Here is an 18,404-nt window from a genome sequence, read left to right on the forward strand (position 1 = left end):
GGCGGCTCAGCCCGCCTGGGCGTCCCCGGCCGGCTCGAACGTCACCTTCGCCGTGTCCACGGTGCTCGCGCTGCGGCCGGGCGCGCTCTGCCCCGACCAGTACAGGTTGGTGTGGGCCATCACCTGCTCCGGGGCCGGGGCGCCGTACGCGGTGAGGTCCTCCGTGGTGTGCGCGTCGCCGACCAGCGTCACGTCGTACCCCCGTACGAAGGCGCCGTGCAGGGTCGAGCGGATGCACGCGTCCGTCTGCGCTCCCGCCACGACGAGCCGGCCCACCCCGTGCCGTGCGAGCTCCGACTCGAGTTCCGTGTCCTCGAAGGAGTCGCCGTAGGTCTTGTGGATCAGCGGTTCCGACTCCAGGCGGACCAACTCGTCGACATAGCGCCAGTCCTCGCTGCCGGACACCAGCTGGGCGTCCGAGTGCTGCACCCAGACCACCGGCACGTCCTGCGCGCGGGCCGCGTCGACCAGGGTGCGGATGTTGGCGATCACTTCGTCCCGGCGGGGCGCGCCCTCCACCACGCCGTTCTGGACGTCGACGACGAGCAGGGCGGTGCGGGGCCGGTCGGGCAGCGTGGTCATGATGACCTCCTGTTCGGCGGGTGCGCGGTGCGCCCGGCGGGCGCGCGTTCTCGCACGGCCCACCCTAGGACGCACCACCGACAACGCCGCCCGGGCCGGCCCCCGGTCCGCTCAGTCCACGTCCAGCCCCAGCGTGCGCAGCTTCGGCTCGATCACCGCACGGCAGTACGGCTCCGCACGGTTGTTGCTGTAGAAGTCCTGCTGGTCGGGATCGGCCTCGACGAACTGTCCGAACGGGCGCAGGTCGGTCACGATGTCCCGGCCGAGGCGCTGCCGGACGAGGTCCATCACCTTCTCCGAGCGCTCCCGCTGGTCGTCGTCGGCGTAGAAGATCGTCGAGTGGTAGATGGAGCCGCGGTCCGCGCCGCTCTGGTTCGGCGTCGTCGGGTCGTGGCTCTGGAAGAACAGGGTCAGGACGTCCTCGAAGGAGATCTCGTCGGGCCGGAACGTCAGCTGCACGGCCTCGACGAACTTCTGCGGGTTGAGGCCGTGGCGCTGGTAGGCCTCGTAGTCCGGCGGCGGGCCGGCGTCCCCGGCGACCCCCGCCACGCTGGAGGCGACTCCGGGGGTGCGGCGCGCCACCGCGTCGAAGGACCAGAAGCAGCCGGGGCCGAGCGTCACGGTCTCGGCCTTCCCGGTCGTGGGCATGTCCTCGGTCATGGGGTTCCTCTCCAGGATCTCGTCCGAATGGCGCGCGCGACCGCAGCGGGGGTCGCTGCCGCCTCGCACGTCCTTCAGGTGATGGGCCACGGCGCGGCGCACACCGGGTGCACGGCCGTGACGGAGTTCTCCGCCCGGCCGTGGATACAGGTGTCCCGGAATGCGCACGCAGGAATGACGCGGGTTCGGGCCGGCCGAAGCGGCCCTGCTGTCGCTCGCGACCGCGCTCGGGCGGTGCGTGCGCTGACCGGCCGGAGAATCCCGCGCCGGGCCAGGATAGTCCGACTTCCTTGTGCGCAGGGCGTGTTCCGGCCCGCCGGACGAATGGGCGAAGGCGCGGCGACGGCTTCGGGCGGGCGTTCGCCGCCGGCCCGGACGGGCCGTCCGGACGGCCGAACGGATCGTCCCACAGCCCATTCGCACCGGTGTGCGGACGGCCATTGCGCCGGAGAACCAGAAACGCCCCGAGTTCTTGGTGGCCGGTTCCCATGCCGGGAAGGGGAGGGCTCCCTAGCCTTTCTCCCAGTGGCTAGTCGAGGAGTCGATGATGGTTGCCCCGTTCGACGCGACCGAATTCCGTCGCGCACTCGGATATCTGCCGACCGGGGTGACGGTCATCACCACCACGGGGCGGTTCGGACAGCCCGTGGGCATGGCGTGCAACTCCTTCGTCTCGGTGTCGTTGCAGCCGCCGTTGGTCATGTTCTGCGCCGGAAACGGGTCGGCCACCCTGATCGATCTCCGTGAGAGCGGCCGGTTCTGCGTCAACATCCTCGGCGCGGACCAGGGGCAGTTGTGCCGTCGGTTCTCGGTCAAGGACGTCGACCGGTTCGCCGGCGTCGCGTGGACCGGGTCGGCCGCCGGACCGCAGCTGTGCGACGCGATCGCCTGGATGTCGTGCGCCATCGAGGCCGAGCACGTCGCCGGCGATCACGTCATCGTCATCGCGCAGGTGAACGGGTTGCGGGTGAACGAGGACGCGGCCGAGCCGCTGGTGTTCCACCGCGGCGGTTTCGGCTCGTTCCGCGCGGCCGCGGACCCCGTCGCCGCGGCCCCGGCACCGCTGCGGCGAGGCGACGGCGGGGGCGTGAGCGTGCTGTCGACCGCGACGAGAACGGCCAGTTGGCGGCCCTGAGGACCAGGCGTCCCGGGCGGCGCGCGCGGTATCCGTGCGGCGGACCCCACGTAATCCATCCTTCGGTGTTCGTGCCGTTCCGCGGGCGAACGTCCGGACGGAGGGGTCCTTTCCCGTCGATCGTGCCGTGTGCGACGCACGTCGCTAGGGGCCCCTATCGCCGCGCGCGCCGGTAGTGGCCCGCAACGCGGCTCCGGTAGGCTAATCCTTCCTGAGGTAATTGGAAGGAATACGTAGCCAACTTGGAGAGCCTTTGTTTCCCAAGCCAGTGCCCGGGATATTCGAAGTCTATGAGTGGAGCTTAGGCAGGGACGGTTTCGCCGTCGACGACATAGCGAACGAACTGGGATTCACCCTCGACGTGAGCGAGGGAATCGTCGCCGAGCTCCTGGAGCTCCAGCTCATCCAGCCGGCCCGCGACCAGGAGGCCTGGTTCGTTCCCGCCGACCCCGGCCTCGCCTCCTCCCAGCTTCTGAACCGGGGGGAACTGGACCTGCTCGAACGGAAACTGGCGGTGGGCCAGCTCCGCAACGATCTCGCCCGGCTCTCGTTGCTGTTCCGGTCGAGCAAGTTCAGCAGTCAGTACGCGAACTCCTTCGACGTCGTCAGAGTGCCCGAGACGGTCAGACTGCTCCTTTCCGAGGCCGCGGCGAACAGCTCCCGCGAGGTCGTCTGCATGCAGCCCGGAAGCGGATGGCAGCCCGAGGAACTGGCCGAGGCGCAGGACCGGGACTTCCAGCTGCTGGGCCGCGGGGTGCGCATGCGGGTGCTTTACCAGCACGCCGCCCGATTCGACACCCCCACCCGTGAATACGCGGGGAAACTGATCGACTCGGGCGCCGAAGTGCGCACCGCCGGCGCCCTGTTCGGCAAGATTTTCATCTTCGACCGCACCGCGGCGTACATCCCCGCCGGCGGTGAGGGCGGCGGCGCCGTCGTCGTTCAGGAGCCCTCGATCATCGAATTCCTCTACTCCTGTTTCGAGCAGGTCTGGGGAACGGCCAAGGAGTTCGACACCCGGCGGGCCGAAATCGACGTCATCAGCGGCGACATGAAGAAGGAGATCGTCAAGATGCTGATCTCCGGCGCCAAGGACGAGGCCATCGCCCGTCGTCTCGGCGTATCGGTCCGCACCTGCCGCAAACACATCGGTCAGGTCATGCAGATGTTCGGCGCGACGAGTCGTTTCCAGTTCGGCTATCTGGTCAAGGAAGCCAATCTCGAGGAAGACGTGTAGCGTCCCCCGTTCCCGCCCCCGTTCCCGTTCCCGCCCGCCCGCTCTCGCGTGGCGGATCCCACCTCCCCGGCCGGCGGCCCGCCGTCGTGCCGAGGGGGGCGCCGCGGCCTGCCCGGTGTACCCGTCTTCGCAGGTGGTCCACTGTCCCTCGACGGTTCCTCAAGTGGAAGTGCAGCTTGATGAGCGGTTGCCGGGGTGGAGAGCTCCAGCCGAATGGCGGAAACTGATGACGGCCGTTGCGCCACGCAACCGCCGAGGATTCGCCTGAACGCCAAGGGGGCCGCTTCAACATTTCCCTCCCTCGCGTCGCCGGTGATCCGAGAGGCACCTGCTGGACCTCTCCGGACCGCGACGACGAGGTGATCCATGCGTGGAGGACGGCCCTCGCGCATTCCTTTCAGGTCATCGCCCGCCGATCGGGTGCCGTCGAAGTCGTCGATGAGGACGGCCGCGCACCCGGCGTCGTGACAGGTGCAACTCGGACGGCCTGACGCCGTGTTCCCGTTTCCGCGTGTCCACGTGTCAGGTCCGGCTGTCCAAAAGCAGGATCTCCCCTTTTCCGAAGACATTCCGAGCGTGAAGCTGAGGTGCTTATGAACGGGTTCGGCCGATGACCGAAGACGGCGGCATGCAGCGGCTCGCGGTGTTCGGCGCGGGCGTGATGGGCGTCGGCATCACGACCCTCGCCGTCGGCCGCGGAGTGCCGGTCATGCTCGTGGACGTGGACCGGGCGCGACTGGACACGGCACGCGCACGGGTCCGCAGCGAACTGCGGCTGGCGCACATGACGGGAGCCCTCCCGCGGACCGGACCGGTCGGCGAGCTGGAACTCGCCGACTCCGCGATGGCGGCGGCCGACGCGACCTGGGTGATCGAGGCCGTCACCGAGGTCGCCGACCTCAAGGCCAAGGTGCACCGGGAGATCGCCTCCGTGGTCGCCCCGGGGACCCTGCGGGTCACCAACACCTCGTCCATCCCGGTCGACGAGCTGGCCGGCGAGGTGCCGGCCCCCGAGGACCTGGCCGGCATCCACTTCATGAACCCGCCCTACCTGATCGGCACGCTCGAGGTCGTCCGCGGACCGCGCACCGGCGCACGCGCGATGACGGCCGTCGACGCGCTGCTCGCCAGGCTGGGCCGCAAGGGCATCGTCGTCGGGGACGGCCCCGGCTTCGTGACCAGCCGGGTGCTGCACCGCATGATCAACGACGCGGCCAACGTCGTCGAGGAGGGCCGGGCCACCGTCGAGGACGTGGACGCGCTGATGGAGGGCTGCCTCGGACACCCGACGGGCCCTCTGCGGACCGCCGACCTGATCGGCATCGACAACCTCGTCGACTCCCTGGCGGTGCTCCACGAGCGCACCGGCGACGACAGTTACCGCCCGAGCGCGCTGCTGCTGCGCAAGGTCGCCGAGGGCGACCACGGCCGCAAGACCGGCCGCGGCTTCTACACGTACGGACCCCGCTGATGGCCGGCCAGGTGCAGGTCGACGACCGCCTGCTCGACTACGTGCGCTCGGTGTCCCTGCGCGACGACGAGATCCTGCGTGACCTGGTCGCCGAGACGGCGTCCATGCCCGCGCTGAACGCCATGGTGACGATGCCCGAGGAAGGCCAGCTGCTGGCCATGCTGGTCGGTCTCACCGGCGCCTCGCGCGTGCTGGAGATCGGCACGTTCACTGGCTACGGCACGCTGTGCATGGCCCGCGCGCTGCCGCCCGGCGGACGCGTCGTCACCTGTGACATCAGCGAGCGCTGGACCAGGATCGCGCGACGGTACTGGGAGCGCGCCGGGGTGTCCGACCGCATCGAACTGCGGCTCGGGGACGGGGCGCAGACCATGACCGAGCTGCTCGCCGAGCACGGACCGGAGAGCTTCGACCTGGTCTTCGTCGACGCCGACAAGACCGGCTACCCGCGCTACTACGAAGAGGCCCTGACCCTGGTACGGCCGGGCGGCCTCATCGTCCTCGACAACACGCTCTACTTCGGCCGGGTCGCCGACCCGGCGGCCGAGGATCCCGACACCGTCGCCATCCGCGAGCTCAACGCCTCGCTCCTCGTCGACAGCAGGGTCGAACTGTCCCTGCTCGTCATGGCGGACGGGATCACGTTGGCGCGCAAGAACAAGACGCAGTGAGGAAGGGACTTTTCATGACGGACTCGACGACCGAACTGCCGGTCACCGCCATCGAGCAGCGCATCGGCGCGTTCCTCGAGGAGAAGACCAGGACGACCTGGGAACGCGACGTGGACCTGTTCGCCTCCGGCGCCGTCTCCTCGCTGTTCGCGATGGAGCTGGTGGTGTTCGTGGAGGGCGCCTTCGGGGTCCAGGTGGAGGGCGCCGACCTCGCCATGGACAACTTCCGCACCGTGGAGCGCATGAGCGCGCTGGTGACCCGGCTGCACAGCGGAGGGGACGGTGCTTGACGCCCTCGGAGCGCTGGTGACCGAGACGGTCGCCGACGCCGCGAGCCAGTGGGACGTCGCCGGCGAGATCCCCGTCGGCGTCCTGCGCGGGCTGGGCGCCAAGGGCGTGCTGTGCGCCGAGGCCAGGCCCGAGTTCGGCGGTCTCGGACTGTCCGGCGCCGACAACGGGGAACTCACCGCGCACACCGGCGCGCTGTGCAGCTCGCTTCGCAGCGTGATGACGTCCCAAGGCATGGCCGCGTGGACGATCCAGCGGTTCGGCGACCGGGCGCAGCGCCACGAGTACATCGGCCGCCTCACCGGCGGCGACCTCGCCGCCGTCGCCTTCAGCGAACCCGGCGCGGGCAGCGACCTGTCCGCGATGACCACCACGATCCGGCGCGAGGGCGGCGAGATCGTCGTCGACGGCCTCAAGACGTGGATCACGGTGGCCGGTTACGCCGACTGGATCGTCGTCTTCGGCCGCCACGAGGGCGGCGGCGCGGTGGCGCTGGTGCCGGCCTCGGCCCCCGGCGTGCGGGTGACCCGGGTCGAGCAGCCGCTCGGCTGCCGGGCGGCCGGGCACGCCACCGTGGTCCTGGACGACGTGCGCCTGCCCGAGGCGCACCTGCTCGCGGTGGCCGGCCAGCCGGTCCTCATGCTGACCACCATCGCCCTGACCTACGGACGGCTGTCGGTGGCCTGGGGCTGTGTGGGCATCCTGCGCGCCTGTCTGACGGCCGTGGCCCGGCACGCCGCCCGGCGCGAACAGTTCGGCAAGCCGCTCCTCCAGCACCAGCTGGTCGCCCGGCACCTGGCCGAGCTCTACGCGGCGGAACGCACGGCGACGTTCGCCTGCGAACAGGCCGCCCGCAGCTGGGACGGGGGATCCCCGGAGCAGGTGCAGGCCGCCGTCCTCGCCAAGCACGTCGCGGCCGGCAACGCTGCCCGCGGCGCGGCGTCGGCGCTCCAGGTCCTCGCCTCCGCGGGCGCGTCCGGCGCACACGTGGTCGAACGGGCCTTCCGGGACGCGAAGTTGATGGAAGTCATCGAGGGCAGCAACGAGATCTGCCAGCTGATGCTCGCCGAGCACGCGGCCTCCGCGGCGCTCTGAACGGTCGTACAGAGGGGGAGCGGACATGTCCGAAGCACCACCGGTCGTGAAATGCCTGATCTGGGACCTCGACAACACCCTGTGGCAGGGCACCCTGGTCGAGGACGGCCACGTCGAGGTCGACGACGCCGTCCGCAAGGTCGTCACGGAACTCGACGCGCGCGGCGTGCTCCAGGCCGTGTCGAGCCGCAACGACCACGACGAGGCGTGGGCCAGGCTGGAGGAGCTCGGTCTCGCCGAGTACTTCGTCCTGCCGCACATCAACTGGGGCCCCAAGTCGGAGTCGGTGCGCCGGATCGCCGAGCGGCTGAACTTCGCGCTCACGACGATCGCGTTCATCGACGACCTGCCCACCGAGCGCGCCGAGGTCGCCTACCACCTGCCCGACGTCCGGTGCTACTCCGCCGACCAGGCCGCACTGCTGCTCGGCCTGCCCGAGTTCAGTCCGCCGGTGGTCACCGTCGACGCGCGACGGCGTCGTCAGATGTACCGGGCGGGCTTCGAACGCGACCGGGAGCGCGAGCAGTACCAGGGCGCCGACGAGGAGTTCCTGCGTTCGCTCGACCTGGTGATGCGCATCAGCAGGGCCAGGGACGAGGAGATCACCCGGGTCGAGGAACTGACCCTGCGCACCAGCCAGATGAACGCCACCGGCGTGCACTACTCCGACGCGGCGCTGCGCGCCCTGCTGGACGACGAGCGTCACGACGTCCTCGTGGTCTCCATGGCCGACCGCTTCGGCCCGCACGGCGCGGTCGGGGTCATGCTCATCGAGCGGACCCCGCACGCCTGGCGCATCAAGCTCCTCGCGACCTCGTGCCGGGTCGTCTCGTTCGGCGCGGGCGCGGTGCTGCTGCGCTGGCTCACCGACGCGGCCGCCCGGGCCGGGGTGCACCTCGTCGCCGACTTCCGGCGCACCGAACGCAACCGGATGATGGAGGTCGCCTACCGGTTCGCGGGGTTCACCGGCGCCGACTGCGCCTGCCTCGCCACGTTCTCGCCGGGCGAGGGCGCCGAGTGCCTGCACCTGGAGCCGGTCCGGCAGGACCCGCCGACCACCATGCGCGTGTTCGCGCCCGAACCGCACGGCACGGCGGGAGAGGCGCAGTGGACTTGAGGCCCCGTCCGTCGGATCCCGCCGGGGGCGCGGGGTCCGGCACGCACATCGGCGGCGGCGTCGGTTCGCCGACGCCGCGCATCGTCGCCCTCCCACGCCCCGCGGCTGCCCGCACCGAACCCCGCTCGGGTCCGCCGCAGGGCGCCACTCCGAGCGACCTGATCCGAGCGACCTGATCCGACAGAAAGGCCCAGCCGAGCAGCTCATCGCACGGTCGACGCTGAACACGAACGATCTTCGGGGGACCCCTTGCAGTTCTTGGTTCTTGGTCCGTTGCGACTCCTGGACGACGAGAAGCCGGTCGCGCTCGGCGGCGACCGGCGGCGCGCCACACTCGGCCTGCTCCTGCTCAACGCCAACCGCGAGGTGGCGACCAGCAAGCTCCTCGAAGGACTGTGGGGGACGGAGGAGGCGCCGGCCACCGCGCGCAAGATCCTTCAGAACGCGGTGCGCGGACTGCGCGTCACGCTGGCCGAGCACGCTCACGGCGACAGCCGCCCGCCTGCCCTGCTGACCTGCGCGCACGGCTACCAGCTTCAGGTCGACCCGGAACAGATCGACATGTTCCGCTTCCACCGCCAGGCCCAGGCCGGCCGCGCGGAGCTCGCGGCCGGCCGCCCCGCCGAGGCGGCCGCCACCCTGCGCGAGGTGCTCGCGCTGTGGCGCGGACAGGCGCTGGCCGACCTGGTGGAGACCGGGCACTCCTGGACGGAGCTGACGGCGCTGCAAAACGCCCGGCTCGACGTGATGGAGGACTACTACGAGGCCGAACTGGCCAACGGGCGCCACCAGGCGGTCCTCGGCGAACTCGAGGCGATGGTCGAGGCCGAGCCGCTGCGCGAGCGGGCCTGCCAGCAGCTGATGCTCGCGCTGTACCGCAGCGGCCGCCAGGCGGACGCCCTCGCCGCCTACCGGCGGGTCCGCGTCAGGCTGGCCGAGGAACTCGGTCTGGAACCCGGCCGGGAACTGCGTCTGCTCCAGCACGCGATCCTCGTGCACGACCCCTCCATCGCGGCGCCCGCCCGGCCCGAGCGCCCGGCGGTGCTCTCCGTGCCGGCACAGGAGCCGCGCCGGCGCCCGCGACCGCCGTCCAGACCCGTGCAGTGGGCGCCCGCGCCGGCCGTCGGCGCCCGCACCCGGGTCAGCGCCGTGCTGATCCGCGCCGACTTCGGCGCCGGCAGCCGCGTCGCCGACGTCGGCGAGGCCCTGGAGCGCACCGCGACGACCGTGCGCGAGGAGGTGGAGGAGCTCGGCGGCGTCGTCGCCGGGTCGACCGGCTCCGTCACGCTGGCCCTGTTCCGGGCCGCCCAGCCGCAGCAGGACGGCACCGACGAGGCCGCCGGACGGGCCGTGCGCGCGGCCATGTCGCTGCGCCAGCGCATCTGCTTCGACGCGGCCGACGGCGAGCGGCCCGAGCTGCGGGTGGCCGTGTCGACCGGCGAGACCCCCGTACGCCCCCGCACGACGTTCCTGGAACCGCTCCCCGTCGACGGAGCGCTCCTCGCCGACTGCGAGACCCTCCTCCGGTTCGCCGAGGACACCGAGATCGTGGTGGGCGACCGCACCCGCCTGCTCACCGGCGCCGCCGTCCGCTACGCCCGTGCGGGCGACGCGCCGACCCGCTGGACGGCCGAAGGGCGCCTCCTGGACCCCTTCGCGCCGCCGGAGGCCTGCGACCGCGAGCCCGAACTCGGCGTGCTGAACAGCCTGCTGGAGCGGGTCCGGCGGCGCGCGCGGCCGCACCTGGTGCTGGTGCTCGGCGCCCCGGGCATCGGCAAGTCGCCGCTGCTCGCGGAGTTCGAACGGCGCGTCGGGAACGCGGCGACCCTGCGACTCGACCTCGACCGTCCCACGAGCGCGCAGACCGTGGCCGAACTCGCCCGGCAGGGGCCCCTCGTGGTGTTCGCCGACGACCTGCACCGGGCCGGCAACGCGGCGCTGATGATGGTCGAGGACCTGCTGGACCAGCCGGAGCCCATGCCGCTGCTGGTGGTCGCCGCGGCCCGGCCCGAACTGTTCCGCCGACGCCCCGGCTGGGGCGCCGGGGGCCGGCACGCCAGCCGGATGACGCTCGAACCCCTCGTCGACGCGGCGCACGAGCACGCCATGCGGAGGCTCTGCCATGCCGCCGGCTGAACACGGCTCCGCCGCTTGGTCCCAGGGCCCAGATTCGGCCTCCGGTCCGGTGTTCCCGAACCCGGCTGAGCACCGCCCCCGCGAGGTTAACTGGCCGGGTTCCGAACGCGGCCCAAGGAGTGACGAGACCATGGAGAACGAGGGCAGACTGCGGAACTACCTCAAGCAGGCCGTCGGTGAGTTGCAGGACACCCGCGAGCGTCTGCACGAGCTCGAGCGGGCGGCCGGCGAGCCGATCGCCGTCGTCGGCATGGCCTGTCGCTACCCCGGAGGCGTCGACACCCCCGACGGACTGTGGGAGCTGGTGGCCGACGGCCGCGACGCGGTCGGAGAGTTCCCCACCGACCGGGGCTGGGACGTCGAGGGCCGCTACGACCCCGACCCCGGCGTGCCCGGCAGCTACTACGCCCGCGGCGGCGGCTTCCTCCACGACGCCGCCGAGTTCGACGCCGACTTCTTCGGGATCTCCCCGCGCGAGGCGCTCGCGATGGACCCCCAGCAGCGGCTCCTGCTGGAGACCTCCTGGGAGGCGCTGGAGCGCACCGGCACGGACCCGCAGACCCTGCGCGGCAGCGACACCGGCGTGTTCGTCGGGCTCATGGGCCACGGCGGTCAGCGCTACGGACACGGCGCGCAGGAGTCCGGGCAGGGCGGCGAGGGATTCGGCGGCACCGGCAGCGCGGCCAGCGTCGCCTCCGGCCGGATCGCCTACCTCCTCGGCCTGGAGGGGCCGGCCCTCACCGTCGACACGGCGTGCTCCTCGTCCCTGGTCACCATGCACCTGGCCGCCCGCGCGCTGCGGGCCGGCGAATGCTCGCTGGCGCTGGCCGGCGGCGCGGCCGTCATGTCCACCCTCGACACGTTCGTCGAGTTCTCGCGCCAGCGCGGCCTGGCCGCGGACGGCCGGTGCAAGGCGTTCTCCGCCGCGGCCGACGGCACCGGCTGGTCCGAGGGCGCCGGCATGGTGGTCCTGGAGCGGCTCTCCGACGCCCAGCGCCTCGGACATCCGGTGCTGGCCGTGATCCGCGGCAGCGCGGTCAACTCCGACGGCGCCTCCAACGGCCTCACCGCGCCCAACGGGCCCTCCCAGCAGCGCGTCATCCGGCGCGCGCTGGCCGACGCGGGCCTGACGCCGGCCGACGTGGACGTCGTGGACGCGCACGGCACCGGCACCCGGCTCGGCGACCCCATCGAGGCCCAGGCGCTGCTGGCGACCTACGGCCGCGAACGACCGCCGGGCCGGCCGCTGTGGCTGGGCTCGCTCAAGTCCAACATCGGGCACGCGCAGGCCGCCGCCGGCGTCGGCGGCGTGATCAAGATGGTCCAGGCGCTGCGCCACGGCGTCCTGCCCAGGACCCTCCACGTCGACGAACCCACCCCCGCGGTCGACTGGACCTCGGGCGCGGTGGAACTGCTGACCGAGGCCCGGCCCTGGCCCGACGCCGACCGGCCGCGCCGCGCCGCGGTCTCCGCCTTCGGCATCAGCGGCACCAACGCGCACGTCGTCATCGAGCAGGCCCCGCCGGCCCCCGCTCCCGCAGCGGCCGACAACGCGGAGCCCCCGGCCGGACGCCCGTCGCCGCCGCTGCTGCTGTCCGCCGCGTCCCCGACGGCGCTCACCGCCAGGGCGCGCCAGCTGCACGACCACCTGACGGCCCACCCCGACGCGCCCGTCGCCCACGCGCTCGCCACCCGCGCCCCGCGACTGCCCCACCGCGCCGCCGTCACCGGCGACGACCCGCTGACCGCACTGCGCGCCCTCGCCGAGGGCCGGCCCTCCCCGGACGTCCTGCTCGGCACCGCCCGCGCCCGCGGCAAGACCGTGTTCGTCTTCCCCGGCCAGGGCTCGCAGTGGTCCGGCATGGCCCTCGACCTGTACCGCGACTCCGACGTCTTCCGCGCCCACCTCGACGAGTGCGCCGCGGCCCTCGCGCCCCACGTCGAGGGGAACCTCCTCGACGCGCTCGCCGGCCCGCTCGAGCGGGTGGACGTGGTCCAGCCGGCGCTGTGGGCCGTCATGATCTCCGTCGCCGCGCTGTGGCGGCGACACGGCGTGCACCCCGACGCGGTGCTGGGGCACAGCCAGGGAGAGATCGCCGCCGCGCACGTCGCCGGCGCGCTGTCCCTGGAGGACTCCGCCGCCGTCGTCGCCCTGCGCAGCAAGGCCATCACCCGCCTGGCCGGCACCGGCGGCATGGCGTCCGTGCAGCTCCCCGCGGCCGACACCGCCCTGCGCGTCGAGCGCTACGCCGGCGCCGTGGAGATCGCCGCGGTCAACGGGCCCGCCAGCACCGTCGTGTCGGGCACCCCCGCCGACCTCGCCGACCTCGTCGCCTCCTGCGCCGCCGACGGTGTCCGCGCCCGGATCATCCCGGTGGACTACGCCTCCCACTCCGCCCACGTGGAGGCACTGCGCGACGAGATCCTCACGTCGCTGTCCGGCATCGCGCCCCGGCCCGCCCGGATCCCCTTCCACTCCACCGTCACCGGCGAACTCCTCGCCGGCCCGGAACTGGACGCCGGCTACTGGTTCGCCAACCTGCGCCGCACCGTCGGCTTCGCCACGGGCGCCCGCACCCTGCTCGACCAGGGCCACCGGGTGTTCGTCGAGGTCAGCGCGCACCCCGTGCTCACCAACGCCCTCGCCGAGACCGTCGAGGAGAGCGAGACCCCCGACGCGGTCGTCCTGGACTCGCTGCGCCGGGACGACGGCGGCCCGGCCCGGTTCCACACCGCCCTGGCCAAGGCGCACGTGCACGGCGTCGACGTCGACTGGCGCCTGCCGCGCGTCGACGCCGAACTGCCGACCTACCCCTTCCAGCGCCGCCGCTACTGGCTCGAGGAGCCCACCGCGACCGGCGACACCTCCGCCCTCGGCCTGCGTCCGGCGGATCATCCGCTGCTCGGCGCGAGCCTGCGCACCGCGGACGACGGCACGCTCGTCCTCACCGGACGGCTGTCCCGCACCGCCCACCCGTGGCTGGCCGACCACCGCGTCGGCGCGTCGGTGCTGCTGCCCGGCGCCGCACTGGTCGAACTCGCCCTGCACGCCGGGGACCGGATCGGCCACGGCAGGCTCGCCGAACTGACCCTGCGGGAACCGGTCGTCCTCGACGCCGACCTGGACCTGCAACTGCTCATCGGCCCGGACACGGGCGACGGGCGGCCGGTGGGCGTGTACACCAGCCCGGCCGGGAGCGAGGAGTGGACCGCGCACGCCGACGGCCTGCTGACCGCCGCCGCCCCCGAGACGCCCGACGACCTCGCCGCCTGGCCGCCCCCCGGCGCGGTCGCCGTGCCGGTGGACGGCTTCTACGACTCGCTCGCCGAACTCGGCTACGCCTACGGCCCCGCCTTCCGCGGGGTGCGCGCCGCCTGGCGGGACGGCGACGTCGTCTACGCCTCGGTCGAACTCCCCGACGGCCACGAGGTCGACGGCTTCGCCCTGCACCCCGCGCTCCTGGACGCGTCGCTGCACGCGGCCGGCCTGGACGGCGCGGACGCCCTGCGGCTGCCGTTCGGCTGGACCGACGTCCAGGTGCACGCCACCGGCGCCCGCACCCTGCGGGCCCGCCTGTCCCCGGCCGGAACGGACGCCCTCGCGGTGCTGCTCACCGACGAGGACGGCCGGCCGGTCGCCTCGGTGGGACAGCTGGCGCTGCGCCCGGTCGACCCGGACGCCCTCGGACGGCGCACCCGGGCCGACGCCTCGGCCCTCTTCACGGTCGACCTCGTCCCGGTCGACCTGCCCGAGCCGCCCGCCGGACAGAGCCCGCACACGCTCCCGGCCGACCCCCACGACGCCCCGGCCCCGCCCGTGTCGGCGACGGCCGTCGTGTGGGAGTGCCCCGCCGGCGAGACCGAGGACGTCGTGGCGCGCACCCTGCACGTGGTGCGCGACTGGCTCACGCGGGACCACCCCGCCGACGTGCCGCTCGTCGTCCTCACCCGCGCGGACGAGCTCGCGCACCGCGCGGTGGCCGGACTCCTGCGCACCGCGCGCACCGAACACCCCGGCAGGCTCCGCCACATCGACGCCGACGACCATCCGCACACGCGGGACGCGCTGCCCGCCGCGCTGGCCGCCGACCACCCGGAACTGGTCCTGCGCGCCGGCCTCGCCGCGGCGCCCCGGCTCAGCCGAGCGGCCGCGTCGCCCGCCCTGACCGCCCCGGCGGACGGACCCTGGCGACTGGCCCTCACCTACCGCGGCGACCTCGACGGACTGTCGCTCACCCCCTGCCCCGAGATGCTGCGTCCGCTCGAAGCCGGAGAGGTGCGCGTCGCCGTGCGGGCCGGCGGCCTGAACTTCAAGGCCGTCCTGCTCGAACTGGGCATGGTGGCGCGCGACGAGTGGTCCTCGCTGGGCGAGGGCGCCGGGATCGTCCTGGAGGTCGGCGCCGACGTCACCGGACTGGCCCCGGGCGACCGGGTGATGGGCCTGTTCACCGGTGGGCTGGGCACCGTCACGATCTCCGACCGGCGCCTGGTCGCCGCGATGCCCGAACGCCTCTCGTTCGCCCAGGCGGCCGGCATCCCCGTGGTGTACCTGACGGCGTACTACGCCCTCGCCGACCTCGCCGGGCTCCGCGTGGGCGAGTCCCTGCTGCTGCACGCCGCCACCGGCGGCATGGGCTTCGCGGCCCTGCAACTCGCCCGGCACTGGGGAGCCGAGGTGTTCGGCACCGCCAGCGCCGGCAAACGCGAGGCGCTGCACGCCTGGGGCTTCGACGACGAGCACCTCGCCGACTCCCGCAGCCTGGGCTACGCCGACCGGTTCGCGAACGCCACCGGCGGCCGCGGCGTCGACGTCGTGCTCAACTCGCTGGCCCACGAGCACGTGGAGGAGTCGCTGGCCCTGCTGCCGCGCGGCGGACGGTTCATCGAGATGGGCAAGACCGACATCCGCGACCCGCAGGAGATCGCACGCCTGCACCCCGGCGTCCACTACCGGGCGTTCGACGTGATGGAGGCCGGGTTCGACCGCCTCGGCGAGATGCTCGAGGAGATCCGCACCCTGTTCGACCAGGGCGCGCTGCGACCGATGCCGCTCACCGCGTTCGACGTCCACCGCGCGCCGGAGGCGTTCCGGCACCTCAGCCAGGCACGCCACATCGGCAAGATCGTCCTGACGCTGCCCGCGCCGCCCGACCCGGACGGCACGGTGCTGATCACCGGCGGCACGGGCGTGCTCGGCGGACTCGTCGCCCGCCGACTGGTCGCCGAACACGGCGTGCGCAGACTGCTGTTGACGAGCAGGAGCGGACCCGCCGCCGAGGGCGCGGACGCCCTCCTCGACGAGCTGCGGGCGGCGGGCGCCGAGGCGACCGTCGTGGCCTGCGACGCGGCCGACCGGACGGCGCTGGCCGAACTGATCGCCTCCGCACCCCGGTTGACCGGGGTGATCCACGCGGCGGGGGTGATCTCCGACGGGACGCTGGAAGCGCTCACCCCCGAGGACCTCGACGCCGTGCTGCGCGCCAAGGCCCGCTCGGCGCACCACCTGCACGAGCTGACGCTGCGTCACGACCTGTCCTTCTTCGTGCTGTTCTCCTCGCTCGCCGGAGTGCTGGGCAGCGCCGGCCAGGGCGGCTACGCCGCCGCCAACGCCTACCTCGACGGCCTCGCGGAACACCGGCGCGCCCACGGACTGCCGGGCGTCTCGATCGCCTGGGGCCTGTGGGCGCGGGAGAGCGCGATGACCGGGCATCTCAGCGAGGGCGACCGGGGCCGGCTCGACCGGATGGGGCTCGGAGCCCTCTCCGACGAGCAGGGCGTGGCCCTGTTCGACGCGGCGCAGCGGCTGCACCGGCCCGTGGTGGTCGCGGCGCCGATCGACGTGACCCGGCTGCGCGACGGCGGACAGCCGGTGCCCGACATCCTGTCGGGACTGGACCGATCCGGCCCCGTCCGGCGGCGGGTCGTGGCCTCGGCGCCCGCCTCGCAGGCGGACCGCCTCGTCGAACTGCCCCCGCACCGGCGGCGCAAGGAACTCCTCGAACTGGTACGGGAGGCCGCGGCGGTCGTGCTCGGCCACACCACGGCCGGCGCCGTCGACGCCGACAGTGCGTTCAAGGAGCTCGGGTTCGACTCGCTCACCGCGGTGGAACTGCGCAACCGGCTCGGCGCCGCCACCGGGCTGCGCCTGCCGCCGACGGTCGTCTTCGACCACCCCACCCCGGCCGAGCTCGCCGCGCACCTGGACGACCTGCTGGCGCCCGCCGAGGACACGACCGTACGCACCCTCGCGACGGAACTCGACCGGCTGCCCGTAGCGGAACTCGACGAGAGCGAGCGGGAACTGCTCGCCAAGCGACTCCAGGAGGTGCTCAGCCGGCTCGCCGCGCCCGCGGCCGACGCCGGCGGGGAGCGCGACTTCACCGCCGCGTCCGACGACGAAATCTTCGACTTCATCGACGGCGAACTCGACACCGCCTGACCACGCCCGATCTCGCCTGTCCGAACGGAAGGGGGCTGCCCGGATGTCCACCAACGAGCAGAAGCTTCGAGAGTATCTGCGGCGCGCCACGACGGACCTCCAGCGAGCGCGGCGGGAACTGCGCGACGCGGAGGCCGCCGCCCGTGAGCCCATCGCGATCGTCGGCATGGCCGGCCGCTTTCCCGGCGACGCCGACACCCCCGACCGGCTGTGGGAACTGCTCCGCGACGGCCGGGAGGCCCTGAGCGACTTCCCCGCCGACCGGGGCTGGGACCTCGACCGGCTCTCCGACCCGGACCCCGACGCGCCCGGCACCACCTACCTCACGCGAGGCGGCTTCCTGGCCGACGCCGGCGGCTTCGACGCCGAGTTCTTCGGCATCTCACCGCGCGAGGCGGTGGCCATGGACCCGCAGCAGCGCCTGCTGCTCGAAACCTCCTGGGAAGCCCTGGAGAGCGCCCGCATCGACCCCGCGTCGCTGCGCGGCAGCTCCGGCGGCGTGTTCGTCGGCGTCATCCCGCAGGAGTACATGCCGCGCGCCGGGGAGACGCCGGAGGACCTGGAGGGATTCGTCCTCACCGGCGGCACCACCAGCGTCGCCTCCGGCCGGATCTCCTACGTGCTGGGCCTGGTGGGGCCCGCGGTGACCGTGGACACGGCGTGCTCGTCCTCACTGGTCTCGATGCACCTCGCCGAGCAGTCGCTGCGCAGCGGGGAGTGCGACATCGCCCTGGCGGGCGGCGCGACCGTGATGTCGGGCCCCAGCGTGTTCGTGGAGTTCTCGCGGCAGCGCGGGCTGGCACAGGACGGTCGCTGCAAGGCGTTCGCCGCGGCGGCCGACGGCACCGGCTTCTCCGAGGGCGCCGGCGTGCTGGTGCTGACCCGGCTGTCGGTGGCGCGGGAGCGCGGTCTGCCCGTGCTGGCGGTGATCCGGGGCAGTGCGGTGAACTCGGACGGGGCGTCGAACGGGTTGACGGCGCCGAACGGTCCGTCGCAGCAGCGGGTGATCCGCAAGGCACTGGCGAACGCGGGTCTGTCGCCGGCCGAGGTGGACGTGGTGGAGGCGCACGGCACGGGCACCCGGCTCGGCGACCCGATCGAGGCCCAGTCGCTGCTCGCCACCTATGGACAGGCGCGCGCCGTCGACTCCGACGAACACCCCCTTCTGCTGGGGTCGTTGAAGTCGAACATCGGTCACACGCAGGCCGCGGCGGGGGTGGCCGGGGTGATCAAGATGGTGATGGCGATGCGGCACGGTGTGGTGCCGGCGACGTTGCATGTGGACGAGCCGACGCCGGCGGTGGACTGGTCGTCCGGGTCGGTGGAGTTGGTGACCGAGGCGCGGCCGTGGCCGCGCACGGGTCGGCCGCGCCGGGCGGCGGTGTCCTCGTTCGGCATCAGCGGCACCAACGCCCACGTCGTCCTGGAGCAGGCGCCCGCCCTCGACCCCGTGGCCGACGCGTCACAGGCCGACGAGCCGGCCTGCGACGTTCCCGTTCCGGTGTTGGTGTCGGGGGGGTCGGTGGAGGCGTTGCGGGTGGGTGCGGGGCGGTTGGCGTCGGTGGTGGAGGGG

The 18,404-nt window shown here is 73.2% G+C and carries 12 protein-coding genes; 10 read left to right on the plus strand and 2 right to left on the minus strand.

Features of this window, described 5'->3' with window-relative positions:
* Positions 1-6: 6 nt before the first annotated feature.
* A complete protein-coding gene (locus KMS84_RS09165; RefSeq protein ID WP_256915600.1) occupies positions 7-582 on the minus strand; it encodes a cysteine hydrolase family protein in 576 nt (191 codons plus the stop codon).
* Between the two features lie 111 nt (positions 583-693).
* Entirely contained in the window at positions 694-1,242 is a 549-nt protein-coding gene (locus KMS84_RS09170) for a peptide-methionine (S)-S-oxide reductase (protein WP_256915601.1), read from the minus strand.
* Positions 1,243-1,786: 544 nt separating this feature from the next.
* On the opposite strand from KMS84_RS09170, the gene KMS84_RS09175 reads away from it, so the two are divergent.
* The 10 genes from KMS84_RS09175 to KMS84_RS09220 form a co-directional block, all read left to right on the plus strand.
* Positions 1,787-2,377 carry a flavin reductase family protein gene (locus tag KMS84_RS09175; protein ID WP_256915602.1) on the plus strand — a complete coding sequence of 197 codons (591 nt, stop codon included), beginning with the start codon at positions 1,787-1,789 and terminating at the stop codon, positions 2,375-2,377.
* 268 nt (positions 2,378-2,645) lie between these two features.
* Positions 2,646-3,614 carry a helix-turn-helix transcriptional regulator gene (locus KMS84_RS41225; protein ID WP_256915603.1) on the plus strand — a complete coding sequence of 323 codons (969 nt, stop codon included), beginning with the start codon at positions 2,646-2,648 and terminating at the stop codon, positions 3,612-3,614.
* Positions 3,615-4,224: 610 nt separating this feature from the next.
* Positions 4,225-5,085: a 3-hydroxyacyl-CoA dehydrogenase family protein gene (locus tag KMS84_RS09185; RefSeq protein ID WP_256915604.1), complete on the plus strand. Its 861-nt coding sequence runs from the start codon at positions 4,225-4,227 to the stop codon at positions 5,083-5,085.
* A complete protein-coding gene (locus tag KMS84_RS09190) occupies positions 5,085-5,756 on the plus strand; it encodes an O-methyltransferase (RefSeq protein ID WP_256915605.1) in 672 nt (223 codons plus the stop codon). The genes KMS84_RS09185 and KMS84_RS09190 overlap by 1 nt, the downstream gene beginning before the upstream one ends.
* Before the next feature lie 14 nt (positions 5,757-5,770).
* On the plus strand, positions 5,771-6,046 hold the full coding sequence (locus KMS84_RS09195) for an acyl carrier protein (protein WP_256915606.1): 276 nt from the start codon (positions 5,771-5,773) through the stop codon (positions 6,044-6,046).
* Positions 6,039-7,139 (plus strand): acyl-CoA dehydrogenase family protein, encoded by a 1,101-nt coding sequence (locus KMS84_RS09200; RefSeq protein ID WP_256915607.1) that lies wholly within the window; start codon positions 6,039-6,041, stop codon positions 7,137-7,139. The genes KMS84_RS09195 and KMS84_RS09200 overlap by 8 nt, the downstream gene beginning before the upstream one ends.
* 25 nt (positions 7,140-7,164) lie before the next feature.
* Positions 7,165-8,256 (plus strand): HAD-IIIC family phosphatase, encoded by a 1,092-nt coding sequence (locus KMS84_RS09205; RefSeq protein WP_256915608.1) that lies wholly within the window; start codon positions 7,165-7,167, stop codon positions 8,254-8,256.
* Between the two features lie 273 nt (positions 8,257-8,529).
* Complete coding sequence (locus tag KMS84_RS09210; protein ID WP_256915609.1) at positions 8,530-10,392, plus strand: AfsR/SARP family transcriptional regulator; 1,863 nt, start codon at positions 8,530-8,532, stop codon at positions 10,390-10,392.
* 130 nt (positions 10,393-10,522) lie between these two features.
* Positions 10,523-16,831 carry a type I polyketide synthase gene (locus tag KMS84_RS09215; protein ID WP_256915610.1) on the plus strand — a complete coding sequence of 2,103 codons (6,309 nt, stop codon included), beginning with the start codon at positions 10,523-10,525 and terminating at the stop codon, positions 16,829-16,831.
* A 43-nt stretch (positions 16,832-16,874) separates the two neighbouring features.
* On the plus strand, positions 16,875-18,404 hold a 1,530-nt coding region (locus tag KMS84_RS09220; RefSeq protein ID WP_256915611.1), incomplete at its 3' end, for a type I polyketide synthase.

This window comes from Streptomyces hilarionis (assembly GCF_024539675.1).
In the GTDB taxonomy this organism is placed as follows: Bacteria; Actinomycetota; Actinomycetes; order Streptomycetales; family Streptomycetaceae; genus Streptomyces; species Streptomyces hilarionis.